Annotated in this window: 18 protein-coding genes; 12 read left to right on the top strand and 6 right to left on the bottom strand. The window is 71.4% G+C overall.

Going from position 1 to position 17594, the window contains the following annotated elements; translation table 11 throughout:
- The first annotated feature begins 64 nt into the window (after window positions 1–64).
- The gene (locus LWF15_RS12690) at window positions 65–1027 is read left to right on the top strand and encodes a nucleoside hydrolase (RefSeq protein WP_232810682.1); all 963 of its coding nucleotides are present in this window, start codon (window positions 65–67) and stop codon (window positions 1025–1027) included.
- 2 nt (window positions 1028–1029) lie between these two features.
- On the opposite strand, the gene LWF15_RS12685 is transcribed toward LWF15_RS12690, so the two are convergent.
- Both LWF15_RS12685 and LWF15_RS12680 read right to left on the bottom strand, forming a co-directional pair.
- Window positions 1030–2481 (bottom strand): MFS transporter, encoded by a 1452-nt coding sequence (locus LWF15_RS12685; protein ID WP_232810681.1) that lies wholly within the window; start codon window positions 2479–2481, stop codon window positions 1030–1032.
- 93 nt (window positions 2482–2574) lie between these two features.
- The gene (locus LWF15_RS12680; protein WP_232810679.1) at window positions 2575–3351 is read right to left on the bottom strand and encodes an MBL fold metallo-hydrolase; all 777 of its coding nucleotides are present in this window, start codon (window positions 3349–3351) and stop codon (window positions 2575–2577) included.
- A gap of 62 nt (window positions 3352–3413) precedes the next feature.
- On the opposite strand from LWF15_RS12680, the gene LWF15_RS12675 reads away from it, so the two are divergent.
- The 5 genes from LWF15_RS12675 (at window position 3414) to LWF15_RS12655 (ending at window position 6488) form a co-directional block, all read left to right on the top strand.
- A complete protein-coding gene (locus tag LWF15_RS12675; protein WP_232810677.1) occupies window positions 3414–4022 on the top strand; it encodes a DedA family protein in 609 nt (202 codons plus the stop codon).
- A 13-nt stretch (window positions 4023–4035) separates the two neighbouring features.
- Window positions 4036–4356: an ArsR/SmtB family transcription factor gene (locus tag LWF15_RS12670; protein WP_232810675.1), complete on the top strand. Its 321-nt coding sequence runs from the start codon at window positions 4036–4038 to the stop codon at window positions 4354–4356.
- 43 nt (window positions 4357–4399) lie between these two features.
- The gene (locus tag LWF15_RS12665) at window positions 4400–5083 is read left to right on the top strand and encodes an NAD(P)H-dependent oxidoreductase (protein WP_232810673.1); all 684 of its coding nucleotides are present in this window, start codon (window positions 4400–4402) and stop codon (window positions 5081–5083) included.
- 63 nt (window positions 5084–5146) lie between these two features.
- Window positions 5147–5782, top strand: a complete 636-nt coding sequence (locus LWF15_RS12660) for a DUF6518 family protein (RefSeq protein WP_232810672.1) — start codon at window positions 5147–5149, stop codon at window positions 5780–5782.
- Between the two features lie 43 nt (window positions 5783–5825).
- The gene (locus LWF15_RS12655) at window positions 5826–6488 is read left to right on the top strand and encodes a hypothetical protein (protein ID WP_232810670.1); all 663 of its coding nucleotides are present in this window, start codon (window positions 5826–5828) and stop codon (window positions 6486–6488) included.
- Here the strand turns inward: LWF15_RS12655 and LWF15_RS12650 are convergent.
- Window positions 6475–7026, bottom strand: coding sequence for a hypothetical protein (locus LWF15_RS12650; RefSeq protein WP_232810668.1), 552 nt, complete (start codon window positions 7024–7026; stop codon window positions 6475–6477). The two genes, LWF15_RS12655 and LWF15_RS12650, sit on opposite strands and share 14 nt — an antisense overlap.
- 139 nt (window positions 7027–7165) lie before the next feature.
- Between LWF15_RS12650 and LWF15_RS12645 the strand changes: the two genes are divergently transcribed.
- Entirely contained in the window at window positions 7166–8680 is a 1515-nt protein-coding gene (locus LWF15_RS12645) for a CoA-acylating methylmalonate-semialdehyde dehydrogenase (protein WP_232810667.1), read from the top strand.
- The gene (locus LWF15_RS12640; RefSeq protein ID WP_232810665.1) at window positions 8673–10013 is read left to right on the top strand and encodes an aspartate aminotransferase family protein; all 1341 of its coding nucleotides are present in this window, start codon (window positions 8673–8675) and stop codon (window positions 10011–10013) included. The genes LWF15_RS12645 and LWF15_RS12640 overlap by 8 nt, the downstream gene beginning before the upstream one ends.
- Here LWF15_RS12640 and LWF15_RS12635 read toward each other — a convergent pair.
- Window positions 9996–10682 (bottom strand): TetR/AcrR family transcriptional regulator, encoded by a 687-nt coding sequence (locus LWF15_RS12635; RefSeq protein ID WP_232810663.1) that lies wholly within the window; start codon window positions 10680–10682, stop codon window positions 9996–9998. The genes LWF15_RS12640 and LWF15_RS12635 overlap by 18 nt on opposite strands.
- 107 nt (window positions 10683–10789) lie before the next feature.
- Here LWF15_RS12635 and LWF15_RS12630 point away from each other — a divergent pair, with 107 nt between their 5' ends.
- The 4 genes from LWF15_RS12630 to LWF15_RS12615 are packed head-to-tail and all read left to right on the top strand — an operon-like array spanning window position 10790 to window position 15851.
- Window positions 10790–12430: an amidohydrolase gene (locus tag LWF15_RS12630; protein WP_232810662.1), complete on the top strand. Its 1641-nt coding sequence runs from the start codon at window positions 10790–10792 to the stop codon at window positions 12428–12430.
- A 9-nt stretch (window positions 12431–12439) separates the two neighbouring features.
- The gene (locus LWF15_RS12625) at window positions 12440–13858 is read left to right on the top strand and encodes an NAD(P)/FAD-dependent oxidoreductase (RefSeq protein ID WP_232810661.1); all 1419 of its coding nucleotides are present in this window, start codon (window positions 12440–12442) and stop codon (window positions 13856–13858) included.
- A gap of 47 nt (window positions 13859–13905) precedes the next feature.
- The gene (locus LWF15_RS12620) at window positions 13906–15435 is read left to right on the top strand and encodes an APC family permease (RefSeq protein WP_232810660.1); all 1530 of its coding nucleotides are present in this window, start codon (window positions 13906–13908) and stop codon (window positions 15433–15435) included.
- Window positions 15435–15851, top strand: a complete 417-nt coding sequence (locus LWF15_RS12615) for a universal stress protein (protein ID WP_232810659.1) — start codon at window positions 15435–15437, stop codon at window positions 15849–15851. Before LWF15_RS12620 ends, LWF15_RS12615 begins: the two co-directional genes overlap by 1 nt.
- A gap of 77 nt (window positions 15852–15928) precedes the next feature.
- Here LWF15_RS12615 and LWF15_RS12610 read toward each other — a convergent pair whose 3' ends face one another.
- Both LWF15_RS12610 and LWF15_RS12605 read right to left on the bottom strand, forming a co-directional pair.
- Complete coding sequence (locus LWF15_RS12610) at window positions 15929–17047, bottom strand: FAD-dependent oxidoreductase (RefSeq protein ID WP_232810658.1); 1119 nt, start codon at window positions 17045–17047, stop codon at window positions 15929–15931.
- On the bottom strand, window positions 17044–17517 hold the full coding sequence (locus LWF15_RS12605) for a HutD family protein (RefSeq protein WP_232810657.1): 474 nt from the start codon (window positions 17515–17517) through the stop codon (window positions 17044–17046). Before LWF15_RS12605 ends, LWF15_RS12610 begins: the two co-directional genes overlap by 4 nt.
- Between the last annotated feature and the right edge of the window lie 77 nt (window positions 17518–17594).

Genomic DNA, 17594 nt, shown 5'->3' with positions numbered 1-17594 from the left:
AGGAGGGCCTCCTGCGGCGGGCTAGATTGCTGGCGACAGGCCAGACGAAGAACGGAGCCCGGAAGTGACCATCCCCCTGGTGATCGACACCGACACCGCGCAGGACGACTGCGTGGCGATCCTGGCCGGTCTGCTGACCCCCGAGGCCGATCTGCGGGCGATCACCATGGTGGCCGGCAACGTGGGCTTCGACCGTCAGGTCAAGAACGCCTTCATGACCTTCAACGTGGCCGACCAGCAGGTGCCGATGTACCTGGGCAGCCGGCTTCCCCTGGTGCGCCCCTGGGCCTCCGCCGAGAACGTCCACGGCGACGGTGCGGGCGGTCTGGACATGGACTTCACCGGCTACTCCCCCGAGACCGAGCACGCGGTGGACGCCCTGCTGCGCCTGGCCGAGGAGGCCGAGGGCGAGCTGAACATCGTGGCGATCGGCCCGCTCACCAACATCGCCCTCGCCGTGCGCAAGCGTCCCGAGTTCGCCTCCCAGGTGAAGCACCTGGTGGTGATGGGCGGTTCGAACAACGCGCGCGGAAACATCACGGCGGCGGCCGAGTTCAACTTCTACGTCGACCCCGAGGCCGCGAAGATCGTGTTCGACGCCGGTTTCCGGATCACCGTGGTGCCCTGGGCCCCGCTCACCCTGCAGCAGGCCGTCTTCGGCCGGGACGTGCTCGAGCGGATCGCCGCCATCGACACCCCGCTGGCCCGCTTCTTCACCAGCGTCTGCTCGGCCACCCTGGCCTTCGACGAGAGCGTGGGCATCCCCGGCACCACCCACCCGGACTCGCTCTCGGTGGCCGTGCTGCTGCGGCCCGAGCTCATCACCCGCTCGGCCGAGTACAACGTCGACATCGAGACCGGCTCGGAGCTGACCCGGGGCTACGCGGCGATGTCGTGGGGCGTGCACGGGCTGGCGCCGAACGCCACGGTGATCGAGGAGATCGACGCCGCCGGGTTCCAGAAGTACCTGCTGGACATGCTCTCGCTGAGCACGACCCCGCCGCGCGAGTTCCGCACCGCCGGCTGATCTCAGGCCGGGTGCTCGTCGGTGGAGCGGGAGTCGGTCAGGGTGAGCGCGCCGCCCGCCGCGATCAGGCCGACCACCACCGCGAGCACCGAGTAGGTGATCTGCTCGCCGTGGAAGAACGAGGCGATCAGGCTCTCGCTCCAGCGGCCGGCCGGCAGCTGGGTGGTGACCAGGGCGGCGATCAGGGTGCCGACCAGGGCGGTGCCCACACTGGAGCCGACCTCCTGGGCGGTGTCGTTGAGCGCGGCGCCGATCGAGGTGCGGTTGGCGGGCACGGCGTCGATCAGGGCCACCGCGCAGATCGTCATGACCGTGCGCAGGCCGATGGTCATCGCCACCATCGACACCGCGATGGGCAGGTAGCCGTGCCCGACGCCCCAGGCCAGCCCGGCCAGGGAGCCGGCCAGCAGCGCCGCCGCGATCAGGCAGGCGATGCGGTGCCCGAAGCGCTTGGCCAGCGTCTCGGACAGCGGGGAGGCGGCCAGCATGGTGACGATGATCGGCAGGTTGGCCAGGCCGGCCCGCACCGGGCTCCAGCCGTAGGCGTACTGGAAGTGCAGGATCAGCCCGAACATCACGCTGGCCATGGCGATCGAGGTGCCGAGCTGGGCGATCACGGCGCCGCGCACGGTGCCGCCGGAGAACAGACTCAGGTCGAGCATCGGGGCCGGGGTGCGGCGTTCGTGCCGGACGAAGGTCACCGCGGCGATCACGGCCCCGAGCACCGAGGCGATGGTGACCAGCGAGTCCCAGCCGTACTCCACGCCGGCGGTCAGTGAGTAGCAGGCCAGGCCGATGGTGGCCACGCTGAGCACGGCGCCGGTCAGGTCGAGCTTGTCGTCGGTGAGGTCCTCGCGCCGGTCGGCGGGGACCCCGAGGCGCACCCCGATGAAGGCGATCAGGGCGATCGGGGCGTTGATGATGAGCAGCCACTGCCAGTCGAAGTGGGCCAGGGCGGTGCCGCCGAGCAGCGGGCCGAGGACGAAGCCGGACAGGCCGACGGTGATCATGACGGTCATCGCCCGCATCCGCAGGGCCGCATCGTCGAAGAGCCGGAAGACCAGCGAGTTGGTGATCGGCGCCATCGCCGCGGCGGCCACGCCCAGGCAGGCGCGCAGGGCGATCAGCTGGCCGGGCCCGGTCACCGCGATCACGGTCAGGCTGAGCAGCCCGAACACCGCCAGGCCGACCAGCAGCACGCGCCGGCGGCCGAGCCGGTCGGCCATCGAGCCGGCGGTGAGCAGCAGCCCGCCGAAGGTCAGGGAGTAGGCGCCGGTGACCCACTGCAGCGCGGTGGTGCCGCTGCCCAGGTCGCGGCCGATGGTCGGCAGGGCGATCGAGAGCAGCGTGTTGTCGACCATCTCGACGAAGAAGGCCAGACAGAGGGCGGCCAGGGGGATCCAGGCGGCGCGTAGGGAGGTGTAGGTGCGGCTGGGCGAGAGGCCCGCGGTCAAGGTTTCAGGCGTAGTAGAGGTCACGAGAGTCGAGATTCGGGGCAGAGACTGTCAGCCGACGCACGCGCCGCTGTCATTCTCTGAGATGCGCTGTCAGGGGACGCTGACAGTTTCGCCGGGAGCAAGAACCCAGGCCCGGCAGTCGGGGGCATGCCGACTCAACGCCTGCTGGAAGAGCGGGCCGCCCAAGTCCATCCACCCTCGGGGGAACCGACCCACCACCGGCGCGTGAAGCGTCCCCCAATGCACCGGAATGGCCGCCCTCGCGCCGATCAGGGCACACGCGCGGGCCGCTTGTTCGGCGTCCATGTGCCCACCCGAAAGACGGGGGCCCCAACCACCGATGGGGACGATCGCCACGTCGATGGGAGCCTCGGCCAGCTGGGGTAGATCGGACATCTCGCCGTAAAGGCTGGTGTCGCCCGCGACATAAACAGTGAACCCCGGCTTTTGGACGAGGTGTCCGCCGGCTGAGTTGGGTCGGTGCGGCATTGGTCGGTGGCCGTGGTCGGCCCGGACCAGACGCACCCGCACGTCGGTCCCGGGCAGGTCGTACCACTTGCCCTCCGCGTCGAGCCCGTTCAGGCCCTTGCGCCGGAGCCAGACCGCGTTCTCGGCAGCGGTCAGCACGGGGACGTCTCTCAGCAGCCGCAGGGAGGGCAGCTCGGCGTGGTCGTGGTGCAGGTGCGACAGGAGCACCAGATCGGGCTGAGACCACGAAGCCGTCGCTGGGCGCCCACCCCTTCGGCGTAGCGGCCAGTTGTGCTTACGCAGCAGCGGATCGGTGATCAGTCGGGCCCCGCCGATGTCCAGCACGACGGTCGAGTGCCCCAGCCAGGTAATGCTGGGGGTCGGCAGTTCGGGTGTCACCGTGCAAGCATGCTCCCCGCCCAGCAACACGCGACCGACGACGTCCCCCGGAGGAATTCACGGTGCCCGCCACCACCAGCCTGACCGACGGCACCGTCGACGTCTCCACCTCGCTGGGGGTCGCCGCCCTGCTCGGCCTCTTCCTCACGGTGACCCTGGGCGCGATCGTGCCCATCGTCCCCACCGGGGCGGCGGTCAGCGGTGTGGCCGCCTTTGCCTGGCATCACGAGCCACTGGTGCTGATCGTGGTGGTGGCGATCGGGGCGGCCGGGGCATACCTGGGCGATCTGGGTACGTACGGGTTGTGCCGCGTAGGTGGCAAGGCGCTGGCCAGGCGGCTGCGCTGGCTCCGGGACGAGGAAAAGCTCGGCGCAGTGGAGGACCGACTGCGGGAGAACCGCGTCCAGACCCTGCTGATCTCCCGCCTGATCCCCGGGGGCCGCATTCCGGTGCTGCTCGCGGCGGCGTTCCTCGGCCTCGAGTGGCGCACGTTCCTGGTGGCCAACGCCCCGGCCTGTGCCCTGTGGTCGGTGGTCTACGTGGCGCTCGGCACCGTCGGCGGCAGCGTGTTCCCCGAACCGTGGCAGGGTGTGCTCGCCGCGGTGGTCCTCGTGCTGCTGGTCACGCAGGTCACCGGTCTGGTCAACCGCCGGCGTCAGCCCGCCGGGTAACGTGAGTGGTCACATGAGTACAGACCGGGCCGACCTCGCCGAGGTGTTCAAGGCGTTGAGCAACCCTGCCCGCCTGGAGATCCTGAACTGGCTGCGCGAGCCCGACAAGAACTTCGCCGAGTGGGAACCGATCGCCGACCGCGCCGAGTTCGGTGTCTGCGTGACCCACATCCAGGCCAAGTCCGGCCTGGCCCAGTCGACCACCTCGGCCGCGATGGCCCTGCTGGAGCGGGCCGGCCTGGTGCGCTCGGCCCGGGTGGGCAAGTACCGGCACTACCGCCGCGACGAGGAACGCATCGCCGGGTTCGTCGCGGCCCTGGGGCGCGACCTGTAGAAAACATAGCGTCAGATCGCGATATGACGATATGTTGGTCCGCATGCCGCCGACCGCGCTGATCGTGCACGCCCATCCCGAGCCCGGGTCGTTCACCACCGCCCAGATGCGCGAGGCCGAGGCCACGCTGGCGGCCGGCGGCCACCAGGTGAAGGTGCTCGACCTCTACGCCCTGGGCTGGAACGCCACCCTCGACCGGGCCGACTTCCCCGGCTCCGAAGGCTATTTCAAGCCGCAGGCCGAACAGGCCCGGGCCCTTGCCGCAGGCACTCTCCCTTTGGACATCACCGGGCATCTGGACGCACTGCACCAGGCCGACCTTCTGGTGCTGTCGTTCCCGCTGTGGTGGTTCTCCGTGCCCGCCGTGCTCAAGGGCTGGGTCGACCGGGTCTTCGTGATGGGCAGCGTCTTCGGCGGTGCGTACGGCATCTTCGACCAGGGTGCCCTCACCGGGCGACGGGCCGTGCTGCTGCTCACCACCGGCGGCGCGGCCGGCCACTTCGGGGCGGACCAGCCGTACGGCGACCTCGACCGGCACCTCTTCCACATCCACCACGGCATGCTCGGCTTCGTCGGCTACGACGTGCTGCGCCCGATCGTCACCCACGCTCCGGCCCGGCAGACCGACGAGGTGCGCCGGGCCGCCCTGAGCTCGGTGCGGCAGGCCTTCGAGAAGATCGAGGCCCGCGACCCGGTCTCCGACCACGGGATGACAACCTCCTTCTGAGGGACAGCAAGATGGCACCTGGGCATGACGCGCCGGCCTGAGAGCCGGGCCAGGATCGTCGGCATGGCCTTCAGCAACACCGGCAACAGCACCGCCACCTCGGTGATCACCTCGGACGACGCCACCTCGGACATCGCCGCGGCCACCGGGGTGGCCGCCCTGAGCTTCTTCGCCGGCGCCCTGACCTCCTACGCGCAGGGGTTCCTGCCCGACTCGCTCAGCTCCTTCGCCAACTCGGCCAGCGGCTGGACCCTGGTCACCGTGCTGCTGATCTGGAGCGTGCGGGCCCGGCCGGTGCTCGCCGCCATGCTCGGCGCGGCCGCCTTCGTGCTGCTGACGGTCGGCTACAGCGCGGCCTCGGCGGTGCGGGGACTCACCTACGACCCGACCCTCTTCAGCATCGTCGGCCTGGTGGTCGGGCCCTTCGTCGGCATCGCCACCGCCTGGCTGCGCGAGCGCGACCTGCGGGCCGCCCTGGCCACCGCCACGCTGAGCGGCATCGCCCTCGGCGAGGCGGTGTACGGGCTGACCGTGGTCAGCCAGAGCACCAGCCCGGTGTACTGGACGCTGAGCGGCCTGGCCGGGCTGGCCCTGCTGGGCGGCATGGTGACCCGGCGCCTGCAGGGGTCGGTGGACATCACCCTCGCCCTCGGGCTGACCGCCGTGGTGACGGCCGGGTTCGTGCTGGCCTGGGGATAACCCGGGTCCCCCGGCCGGGGGTCGACTGGGTAGAAATGAGCCCATGAGCGAACCCGAGTTCTGGTGGCGTGACACGGTGGGCCCGGAGTGGGCCGGGCACAGCTGGCCCGCGCTGGAGGCCGCGTTCCAGGTGGCCGGGCCCTCGCCGGTGCTGGAGGAGGCCCGCCGGTGGTCCGACGAACCGGCCCACGTACTCTACGTACGCTCAGCCTCACTGCGGCGGGCCTACGGGTTCGCCGTCTCGGTGGCCCAACGCGCCGCCCGCACGATCGCCACCGAACGTGGCTACAGCCGTCATCTGTTGGCCGTAGGTGTTCTCGACGAACTGTCGATGCCGGCCGACCCGGAACCGGCCGCCACCGCCGAGGCCCAGGCGAATCCCCGCCGCCAGCAGTGGACCGCCCTGGACACTCGCCGGCGCTACCTGGACGACTACGCCAAACCCCTGGAGCGCGCCGACCTCACCCTGCTGCGACTGCCCGCCCAGGGCGATGCCGAGCAGGTGCTGGACCAGATCGCCGACCGTCGCCGCAACTACCTCCGGGCCACGATCCTGGCCGGAGTGGTGCTGCCGCACGAGTTCGCGAGCACCTACGGCGACGGGATCGCGGCCCGGTTCGGTTTCCCCCGCGGGGACGAGACCGAGCCCTCGGCCCGGCTGACCGTGCTCGACCTCGACACCCGAGGCGGCTTCACAGCGCGTTGAGCGTCTTCAGCCCGGTGGCCTGCAGCGCCGCGGTGCGCACGTCGGGGCAGGTCTTGAGCATCAGCCCGTCCACGTCGGCCCCGGCCAGCGTCTGGTTCAGCTCACCGGTGGCGTTGCGCACGATCACCTTCAGGGTGTTGCCCAGCCCCACCCGCACAGCGGCCGGCTCGGCTCCCTGGGCGCCGGAGACGATGCCCACCGCCATCTGGCAACTGAACGCCCCCAGCCCTTCCGGGCCGTAGGCGGCGGCCGCCCGGGCGGTGAGCTCGTTGGCCCGGTTGAGGTACTCGTTCGTGTCGAGCGACTCGCGTTCGGCGTTCAGCGCCTGCATCGACTCCTCGACCTCGGACAACGCCTTCGGATCGGCCACCTCGACCTTGATCGACGAGGTGGGCTCGGGGGCCTGCGAGGTGGCCTCGGGCGTCGTGGTGCTCACACTGACCGAGGGCGTGGACGCAGCAGCCGGTTCGTCGTTGTCGCCGCTGCAGCCGGCCAGCCCCAGCATCAGCACAGCCACGGCGAAATGCCTGGACCTCAAACCCGCTCCTTGTCCGGACCCGCCCGGGCGATCCGGACCCCAGTCAGCATGTCAGAAGGTCGCAGTCTGCCGGACCGGCGGGAGAACTGCCGACACACTGTCGGGCCCACGGATGCCGGTGAGGAGGCAGCATGGCCCCATGACCTCCGAAATCGTGCACTGGGCGGACGGCGCCCGGTTCGCCGGCTCCTCCGGCCTGTGGGCCGACGTCACCAACCCGGCCACCGGCCAGGTCAGCGGCCGGGTGGCCCTGGCCGGCGAGAGCGACGCCGCCCACGTCATCGCCTCGGCGGTGCGGGCCCAGGCGGCCTGGGGCGAGACCTCGCTGGCCCGGCGCACGCAGGTGCTCTTCGCCTTCCGCGAGCTGCTGAACGCGCGCAAGGGTGAGCTGGCCGAGCTGATCACCGCCGAGCACGGCAAGGTGCTGTCCGACTCGGTCGGCGAGATCGCCCGCGGCCTCGAGGTCGTGGAGTTCGCCTGCGGGATCTCGCACCTGCTCAAGGGCGGGCACAGCGAGGGCGCCTCGACCGGCGTGGACGTGCACTCCAAGCGGGTCCCGCTGGGCGTGGTCGGCATCATCAGCCCGTTCAACTTCCCCGCCATGGTCCCGATGTGGTTCTTCCCGATCGCGATCGCGGCCGGCAACGCGGTGGTGCTCAAGCCCAGCGAGAAGGACCCCTCGGCCTCGATCTGGCTGGCCGCGCTGTGGAAGGAGGCCGGTCTGCCCGACGGCGTGTTCAACGTGCTGCAGGGCGACAAGGTGGCCGTCGACGCGCTGCTCACGCACGACGACGTGGCCGCGATCAGCTTCGTGGGTTCCACCCCGATCGCTTCCTACGTGTACGAGACCGCTTCCCGGCACGGCAAGCGCGTGCAGGCCCTGGGCGGCGCCAAGAACCACATGCTGGTCCTGCCGGACGCCGACCTCGACCTGGCCGCCGACGCGGCGGTGAGCGCGGGCTACGGCAGCGCGGGCGAGCGGTGCATGGCGATCAGCGTTCTGGTGGCGGTGGACTCGATTGCGGACGATCTCGTCGCCCGGGTCGCCGAGCGCACCAACACGCTGGTGATCGGGGACGGTGCGGCCGGGTCCGAGAAGGAGGCGGACATGGGTCCGCTGGTCACCCGGGCGCACCGTGACCGGATCGCCGGGCTGATCGACAGCGGCGAGGCGGCCGGGGCCAAGGTCGTGATCGACGGGCGGACGGTCGAGGCCCGTGGCGCGGCTGACGGTTTCTGGCTCGGGCCGACGCTTTTCGACAACGTCACGCCGGACATGGAGATCTACACCGAGGAGATCTTCGGGCCGGTGCTCAGCGTGGTGCGGGTCTCCTCGTACGCCGAGGGCGTGGAGCTGATCAACGCCAACGCCTACGGCAACGGCACCGCGGTGTTCACCAACGACGGCGGCGCCGCCCGGCGGTTCGAGAAGGACGTCCAGGTGGGCATGATCGGCGTGAACGTGCCGGTCCCGGTCCCGGTGGCGTACTACTCGTTCGGCGGGTGGAAGCGCTCGCTGTTCGGCGACACCCACGCGCACGGCACCGAGGGCGTGCACTTCTTCACCCGGGGCAAGGTGGTCACCACCCGCTGGATCGACCCGGCCAACCGACCGACCGACGGCCTGCAGCTGGGATTCCCGCGCAATGTCTGATCTCGAGAACACCCAGGACCCGCAGCGCGCCTACGAACTCGACCGGGCGCACGTCTTCCACTCCTGGTCGGCGCAGGCCACGCTCGACCCGATGGTGATCACCAAGGCCGAGGGCCCGTACATCTGGGACGGGGCCGGGCAGCGCCTGCTCGACTTCACCTCCCAGCTGGTCTACACCAACCTCGGCCACCAGCACCCGCGGATCGTGGCGGCGATCCAGGAGCAGGCGGCCACGCTCTGCACGGTGGCCCCGGCCTACGTCAACGGCGCGCGCTCGGAGGCCGCCCGGCTGATCGCCTCGCACACCCCGGGCGACCTGGACCACGTGTTCTTCACCAACGGCGGCGCCGACGCCAACGAGCACGCGATCCGGATGGCCCGCCTGCACACCGGCCGCCACAAGGTGCTCTCCACCTACCGCTCCTACCACGGCGGCACCCAGCTGGCCGTGAACCTCACCGGTGACCCGCGGCGCTGGCCGAACGACAACGGCTCGACCGGAACCGTCCATTTCTTCGGGCCTTTCCTCTACCGCAGCGCCTTCCACGCGAGCACGCCGGAAGAGGAGAGCGAACGGGCCCTGGCCCACCTCGAGCAGGTGATCACTCTGGAGGGCCCGGCCACGATCGCCGCGATCGTCCTGGAGTCGATCCCCGGCACCGCCGGCATCATGGTCCCGCCGCCGGGCTACCTGGCCGGCGTGCGGGCCCTGTGCGACCGGTTCGGCATCATGCTCGTGGCCGACGAGGTGATGTCCGGGTTCGGCCGGGCCGGCAAGTGGTTCGCGATCGAGCATGCCGACGTGGTGCCCGACCTGCTCACCTTCGCCAAGGGCGTGAACTCCGGCTACGTGCCCCTGGGCGGGGTGGCGATCAGCGACGCCATCTACGAAACCTTCGCCCAGCGGGTGTATCCCGGTGGTCTGACCTACTCCGGCCATCCCCTGGCCTGCGCCGCGGCGGTGGCGACCATCCGCACCATGGAGGACGAGGACGTGGTGGGCAACGCCGCCCGCCTCGGCTCCGAGGTGATCGGCCCGGCGCTCGGCGAACTGGCCGAGCGGCACGAGTGGATCGGCGAGGTGCGGGGCACCGGCGCCTTCTGGGCCGTGGAACTGGTCTCCGACCGGGCCACCCGTGAGCCGCTGGCCCCCTACGGCGGCAGCAGCCCCCAGATGGCGGCCCTGCTCAAGGCCTGCCGGGCCGAGGGGTTGCTGCCCTTCGCCAACTACAACCGGATCCACGTCGTGCCGCCGCTGAACACCCCCGACGACGTGGTGCGCGAAGGCCTGGCCATGCTCGACCGGGCGTTGACCTCAGCGCAGGGCCTGTAACCCGTCGAGGAACACGTTCAACGCGTGCGGGTAGGCGCTGACCCGCATGGTGCGGCCGAGCGCCCCGGCGCTGGCGGCGATGTTGGGGTGGCCCTGCGCGTCGAGGTGGGCGTAGACCGTCTCCCAGGCCAGCACGTCCGGGTCGGCCTCGGACTGGGCCAGGGTGAGGGCGGTGGCGTCGAGGGCGGCGAAGCCCAGGGTCAGGTCGATGAACGCGTGGTAGTGGCGGGCCGCCACGTCGGGTGGGAAACCGGCGGCCCGCAGCACGCCCAGGCCGGTCTCGATGATCCGGATCTCGTTGGGCCGGCCGGTGACCCGGGCGGCGGTGAGCGAGGCGATGCGGGGGTTGGCCACCAGCGCCGAGTAGACCCGCACGCCCAGGTCCCGCAGCGCCTCCGGGAACGGCCGGTCGCCGTCGAAGCCGTCCAGGCAGCGGCCCATCAGGTCGTCGGCCATCGCCCGGACCAGGTCGTCGGCGCTGCGGAAGTAGCGGTAGATCGAGGTCGGGTCGGCGCCCAGCATCGCCCCGAGACGGCGCATGCTCAGGCCGGCCGCACCGTGCTCCTGCACCAGCCGCACGGCGGTCTGCACGATCAGCTCGTGGCTGAGCACCACCCCCGAACGCGTGGGGCGTCGGCGGCGGTTGGTCACCAGGCGCTCGTCGGCCACCGAGTCTCCCCAGCCTCTCCTCGTAAACTTATGACAACACCATTGACGAGAATGCCACGTCCCGGGTTCCATTGCCAGATAACCGATTCGGGAAAGGACCGCGCACCGTGGCCGATGCAGATCTGGTGTTCACCGGCGGCACCGTCGCCTGCCTCGACGCGGCCCGCACCCGCACCGGCGCGCTGGCCGTGCGCGGCGGGCGCATCGTGGCCCTGGGCGCACCGGCCCAGGCCCTGATCGGCTCCCGCACCGAGGTGGTCGACCTGGCCGGCCGGCTGCTCCTGCCCGGGTTCCAGGATGCCCACGTGCACGCCGTGTTCGGCGGGCTCGAACTGGCCCAGTGCGACCTGACCGGCACCACCGACGTGGCCGAGTACCGCCGCCGGATCGCGGCCTACGCCCAGGCCCACCCCGAGGTCGAGTGGATCACCGGCAGCGGCTGGTCGATGGAGAGCTTCCCCGGCGGCGTGCCCACCGCCGACCTGCTCGACGACGTGGTGCCCGACCGGCCGGTGTTCCTCTACAACCGCGACCACCACGGCGCCTGGGTGAACACGAGGGCCCTGCAACGGGCCGGCCTGGACGCGGGCACCCCCGACCCCGCCGACGGCCTGGTCAACCGCGACGCCGAGGGCCGCCCGGTCGGCGCCCTGCAGGAGGGCGCGATCTCGCTGGTGGCCGATCTGGTGCCCAAGCCCACCGCGCAGGACCGGCTGGACGGCCTGCTGCGGGCCCAGCGCCTGCTGCACTCGCTCGGCATCACCGCCTGGCAAGACGCAATGCTCTGCGGCCGCAACGGTTTTCCCGACGTCTCCGACGCCTACCGCACCGCCGCCGAGCGTGATCTGCTCACCGCCGACGTGGTCGGGGCACTCTGGTGGGACCGTGACCGGGGCGGCGAGCAGATCGCCGAACTGGTACACAAGCGCGAGATCTTCACCGTGGGGCGGCTGCGCTCGTCCACCGTGAAGATCATGCAGGACGGCGTCGCCGAGAACTTCACCGCCGGCATGACCGTGCCCTACAAGGACGCCTGCGGGTGCTCCACCGGCAACGCCGGGCTGAGCTTCGTCGAGCCGGCCGCCCTGCGGGAATACGTCACGGCGCTCGACGCCCTCGACTTCCAGATTCACTTCCACGCCCTCGGCGACCGAGCCGTGCGCGAGGCACTCGACGCGGTCGAGGCGGCGCGAAAGACCAACGGGCACAAAGACACCCGGCCGCACCTGGCCCACCTGCAGGTGATCCACCCCACCGACGTGGCCCGCTTCGGCGCGCTCGGGGCCACCGCCAACCTGCAGGCGCTGTGGGCCGCCCACGAACCGCAGATGGACGAGCTCACCATCCCCTTCCTGGGCGGCGACCTGGCCCGCCACCAGTACCCGTTCGGCGACCTGCTGCGGGCCGGGGCCCGGCTGGCCGCCGGCAGCGACTGGCCGGTCAGCGACGCGAACCCGATCGCGGCCGTGCACACCGCGGTCAACCGCCGCCCCCACGGCGAGCAGGCCCCGGTGTTCCTGCCCGAGCAGCTCATCGACCTGCACTCCGCTCTGACCGCCTACACGGCGGGCAGCGCCTACGTGAACCACCGCGACGACACCGGCACGCTCGCCGTCGGCCACCGCGCCGACCTCGTGGTCCTCGACCGCGACCTGTTCGCGCTCCCGGCCGACGAGATCGGCGCCGCCACGGTGGATCTCACCTTCATCGACGGAAATCCGGTTCATCAGGGCTCTTCCAGCGGATAAGAGAAAAAGATGACGATCGTGGCACCCGCAGCTCAGCGCACCGCCTACGAACGACACGCCCCCGACCCCCGTCTGGTCGAGCAGGCCCTGGCCGGCAGCCGGCACGCGGTCTTCTGGCTCGAGGACGCCCCGGGCCCGCACCACGAACCCCTCACCGCCGCCACCACCGCCGACCTGGCCGTGGTGGGCGGCGGCTACCTCGGCCTGTGGACCGCCGTGCAGGCCAAGCGCCGCGACCCGGGCGCCCGGGTGGTGCTGCTGGAGGCCGAGACCATCGGCTGGGCCGCCTCCGGCCGCAACGGCGGTTTCTGCGAGGCCAGCATCACCCACGGCGAGGACAACGGGCGCTCGCGCTGGCCCGGTGAGTACTCGGCCCTGGAGCGGCTGGGCCGGGAGAACCTGGACGGCTTCGAACGGGACGTGCGCGAGCTCGGCCTGGACTGTCAGTGGGAACGCACCGGCACCCTGGCCGTGGCGGTCGAGCCGCACCAGGTGCAGTGGCTGGGGCCGGACGCGCTCGACGCCGGCCGGGTGCGGGGCGAGATCGCCTCACCGCTGTTCCTGGGCGGCACCTGGAACCGGCGCGACACGGCCCTGGTGCATCCGGCCCGGCTGGCCCACGAGCTGGCCCGGGTGGCGGTCGAGCTGGGCGTGGAGGTGCACGAGCACTCGCCGGTGGTCGACCTGGCCGGCGGGCGCCGCGGGCCGGTGGTCCTGCACACCCCGCGCACCACCGTGCGGGCCGCCAAGGTGGCCCTGGCCAGCAACGTCTTCCCCTCGCTGCTGCGCCGGACCCGGCCGATGACGGTTCCGGTGTACGACTACGTGGTGATGACCGAGCCCCTGACCGCCCAGCAGCGGGCCGCGATCGGCTGGGAGCACCGCCAGGGGCTGACCGATCTGGCCAACCAGTTCCACTACGCCCGGCTCACCGCCGACGGCCGGATCCTCTACGGCGGCTACGACGCCGTCTACCACCGGGGCGGCCGGCTGAGCTCGGCCTACGAGGACCGGCAGGCCACCTACGCCCGGCTCACCTCGCACCTGCTGGCCACCTTCCCCCAGCTGGCCGGTGTCCGGATCAGCCACCGCTGGGCCGGGGCGATCGACACCTGCACCCGGTTCACGGCCTTCCACGGCCTGGCCCGGGGTGGGCGGGTGGCCTACGCGGCGGGCTTCACCGGGCTCGGGGTCGGGGCCACCCGTTTCGCCGCGAATGTGATGCTCGACCGGCTGGCCGGCGAGCAGACCGAGCGCACCCGGCTGTCGATGGTGCGGCGCCTGCCCCTGCCGTTCCCGCCGGAGCCGCTGGCCGGGGTGGGCATCGAACTGACCCGTTGGTCGCTGGACCGGGCCGATCACCGCGCCGGGAGGCGCAATCTGTTCCTCAGGACGCTCGACGCCGCTGGACTGGGCTTCGACTCCTGAGAGCGCATGAGATCCTCCTGAACTCCCCTGTTCCGGAAAGGCCCCCATTGACCAGTCCTGCCGCGAAAGAGCACCCGCCCGAGCTGAACCACTCGGCCATCGGCTTCGTCGACGCCGTGGTGATCGGCCTGGCCGCCACCTCCCCGGCCTACTCGCTGGCCGCGATCATCGGCGCGATCACCGCCGCCGTCGGCATCTACGCGCCCGGCGCCCTGCTGGCCTCGTTCGTGCCGATGGCCCTGATCGCCACCGCGTTCCTCTACCTGAACCGGGTGGACCAGGACTGCGGCACCACGTTCAGCTGGGTGACCCGGGCGATGGGCCCGTGGTTCGGCTGGATCGGCGGCTGGGCGATCACCATGACCGGCGTGCTGATCATCGGCTCCCAGGCGGACGTCGGGGTCGGGTTCTTCCTGCGGATGATCGGCCAGGACGGGGCGGCCGAGAACAACTGGGTCCGGATGCCCCTGGCGATCGCCCTGATCCTGTTCCTGACCTGGCTGTGCGTCCTCGGCACGGACCTGTCGGCGCGGGTGCAGAACGTGATGATCCTGATCCAGGTGGGCGCCCTGCTGGTGTTCGCCGCGGTCGCCCTGGGCCGGGTCTACGGCCTCTTCGGCGACGACAGCCCGCTGCAGCCGCTGCACCCGGAGCTGTCGTGGTTCAACCCGTTCGGCGCGGGCGGGGCCCCGCTGACCACCGCCCTGCTGCTGGGCGTGTTCGCCTACTGGGGCTGGGAGGCCTCGGTGAACCTCAACGAGGAGACCCGGGGCGGTCCCTCCACCGCCGGCCGGGCCTCGCTGCTGTCCACCTTCATCCTGCTGCTGACCTACCTGGGCGTGGCCACCGCGGTGGTCGCGTTCGCGGGCACCGCCTGGCTGACCGACAACGCCGACGAGGAGGAGGCGGTCTTCGCCCTGCTGGCCGGTCAGGTGATGGGCGGCTGGGACTGGGTGCTGCTGGCCTCGGTCGCGGTCTCGGCGATCGCCTCCACCCAGACCACGATCATCCCGGCCTCGCGGACCGGCCTGTCGATGGCCCGCCGGCACGCCCTGCCGCCGGGCTTCGGTCGGATCCACCCCCGCCACCGCACCCCCGACGTGAGCACCTGGTGGGTGGCCGGCATCGCGATCGCCTGGTACGTGGCGATCTACCTGCTCAGCGAGAACGCGCTGTACGACTCGGCCACCGCGCTGTCGCTGCTGGTCGCCTTCTACTACGCGCTCAGCGGCATCGCCTGCGCCGTCTACCACCGCAAGCACCTGCTGGAATCGGCCCGCAGCCTGATCCTGATCGGGGTGGCCCCGCTGACCGGTGCCGTCCTCCTGATCTGGCTGCTGGTGCTCTCGGCCCGGGACATGGCCGACCCGGAGAACTCCTACAGCGGGGCGGCCTGGCTGGGTGTCGGCCCGCCGCTGGTCATCGGCGTCGGTATCTTCCTGGTCGGCGCGGTGCTGATGCTGGTGTGGCGGGCCCGTGACCGGCGTTACTGGCACGAGCGGCCGAGCCTGCCCGACCCCGACGTGGTGCACGGGCTGAAGTCCGCCGTACCGGATCCCGATGGAATGGAACCCTGATGAGCATCGTGCTGGGCTACGACTCCTCGCCCGCCGCGAACGCCGCCCTGGAAGTCGCGATCGACCTGGCCAAGCGCCTCGACGAGAAGCTCGTGCTGGTCTACGGCGCGGGGGTGCCGGGCGGGGTGAGCGAGGAGATGTCCTCGCACCGGGCCGCCCTGGAGGAGATCGGCCACCGCGCCCTGGACGAGGGCGTGGCCCGGGCCCGTGAGGCCGGCGCCGAGGCCACCGTCGAACTGCTGCCGCGCAAGCCGGTCAAGGCCCTGCTGGAGGCCGCGGAGAATCACGACGCCGGCTTCATCGTGGTCGGTGCCACCTCGGAGAGCCCGATGCGGGCGGCGATGCTCGGCGCCGTGCCGCACAAGCTCCTGCGCCGCAGCACCCGTCCCGTGCTCTGCGTGCCCGCCCCTTCCTGAAAAGCAACCACCAACTAAAGGACGCCGGCCCGCCTACCCGGGACCGGCGTCCTTTAGTTGGTGGTCGGGTTGGTCGCTCAGGCGGAAACCCGGAACTCCCGCGGCATCTCGGCCGTGCCCAGCACCACGTCGGCGGCCAGTTCGCCCAGCACCGGAGCGAACTTGGCGCCGTGACCGGAGCAGGCCGAGAGCACGGTGACGCCCTCCATCCCGTCGATGACGAAGTTCTCGGTGGGTGTGTTGGTGAACAGGCAGGTGGTCTCGGCGTAGGGCTCGGGCTCCAGGCCCGGCATAAACCGGCGCACGTGCTCGACCACGCGGGCGCGGTTGGCCGGGTCGATCAGCCCGGTGCGGGCCGAGGCCGAGGAGAGCACCCGGCCGGCGTTGTACTCGGCCACCTTCTGCCCACGGAACTGCGCGTCCCGGCCGCCGGGCAGGGCGTACACGCAGATCTCCGGGCGCTTGTGGATGAGCGTGGGCCAGTTGTCGGCGCCTTCGCGGTAGGGGAAGTGAAAAGCGTTCTCCTCGCGCACCTCCAGGTCGGGGAACGCCTTCACGAACGCTTCCGGCAGGGCGAGCCGGCCCAGCACCTCGGGCAACCACCCACCGGCGCTGACCACCACCCGCCCGGCCTCCACCACCCGTCCGTCGTTCGAGATCGCCCGGAAACCGGCCCCCGAGCGCTCGAGCCGGGCCAGCGGCCAACCGGTGAGGATCTGCGCGCCCAGAGCCTCGGCCGCCGCGATCATCGCGCGGACCGTGTTCTCCGCGTCCAGCACCCCACCCTCGGGGTGGAACAGCACGTCGGTGTCGAAACCAATCTGCGGCCAGCGTTCTCGCGCAGCCTCCAGCTCTACCAGCTCGTGCTCCACATCACGCTCGGCCAGCACCCGGGCCAGGCCGTGCGGGTCGCGGTCGGTGCCGAAGTCGAGGGCGCCGGTACGGGTGACCAACGGGGCGCCGTGCAGCGCCGCCAGTTCACCCCAGCCCGCCACCGACGCCTTGACCAGATCCACGTAAAGGCCCTCGGGGTAGGCGAACCGGAAGATCCGGGCCGAACCGTGCGAGCTGCCGTGCGCACTGGCCGGCACGTCCCGCTCGACGAGGGTGACGTCGAGGCCGCGCTGCGCCAGCCGCCAGGCCGCCGAAGCCCCGGCCAGACCGCCGCCGACCACCAGAACCGAACCGGAACTCATGAGATCTCCTCCACCACGACCACGGGGCCGATCACCGGCACGTCCGGGCCGTCCGGGCCGTCCGGGCCGGGCACGTCCAGCCAGGCGTCTCCGGTGGCCGGATCGACCACAGCCACCGCCCTGCTCTCGGGCCAGGTACCGAACCGCACCCGGGCCCGGCCGGGCCGGTGCGTCATCACGTTCACGGCCGTGACCGCGCCCTGCGGAACCGCCGACACTGCCGCTTCCCCAGTGAAGCCGAGCATCTCACCCGCCGTCAGCCGGTGCCGCTGCCCGTCCACGGTGAGTTCGACCACGCCCCGCCCGACCACGAAGACCCGGTCGAGGCCGGGGAACACCGAGAACGGGCCAGGCGTGGCGATGGTGGCCACACTCAGCCGCCACCGCTCGTCGCGGAACAGCTCGCGGGTGACTCCCCTACCGTTGCGCCACCGCTGCTCAGCAGCCTCGGCGTACCGCACTGTCGGCACGATCTCTCCAGGTTTCACATCAGGGAACGACGTCAACCCATAGTGGACAATCACCGGGTTGCCGAACAATCCTTCCC

The organism is Kineosporia rhizophila (assembly GCF_021277265.1).
Taxonomy (GTDB): Bacteria; Actinomycetota; Actinomycetes; order Actinomycetales; family Kineosporiaceae; genus Kineosporia; species Kineosporia rhizophila.
This window is presented reverse-complemented; position numbering and strand designations above follow the sequence as displayed.

Bases quoted from the DNA above. Each gene is read 5' to 3' on its own strand.
- LWF15_RS12670 (WP_232810675.1), top strand. From the start codon at position 4,036: ATGAGTACAGACCGGGCCGACCTCGCCGAGGTGTTCAAGGCGTTGAGC.
- LWF15_RS12665 (WP_232810673.1), top strand. From the start codon at position 4,400: ATGCCGCCGACCGCGCTGATCGTGCACGCCCATCCCGAGCCCGGGTCG.
- LWF15_RS12660 (WP_232810672.1), top strand. From the start codon at position 5,147: ATGGCCTTCAGCAACACCGGCAACAGCACCGCCACCTCGGTGATCACC.
- LWF15_RS12655 (WP_232810670.1), top strand. From the start codon at position 5,826: ATGAGCGAACCCGAGTTCTGGTGGCGTGACACGGTGGGCCCGGAGTGG.
- LWF15_RS12645 (WP_232810667.1), top strand. From the start codon at position 7,166: ATGACCTCCGAAATCGTGCACTGGGCGGACGGCGCCCGGTTCGCCGGC.
- LWF15_RS12640 (WP_232810665.1), top strand. From the start codon at position 8,673: ATGTCTGATCTCGAGAACACCCAGGACCCGCAGCGCGCCTACGAACTC.
- LWF15_RS12625 (WP_232810661.1), top strand. From the start codon at position 12,440: ATGACGATCGTGGCACCCGCAGCTCAGCGCACCGCCTACGAACGACAC.
- LWF15_RS12615 (WP_232810659.1), top strand. From the start codon at position 15,435: ATGAGCATCGTGCTGGGCTACGACTCCTCGCCCGCCGCGAACGCCGCC.
- LWF15_RS12610 (WP_232810658.1), bottom strand. From the start codon at position 17,047: ATGAGTTCCGGTTCGGTTCTGGTGGTCGGCGGCGGTCTGGCCGGGGCT.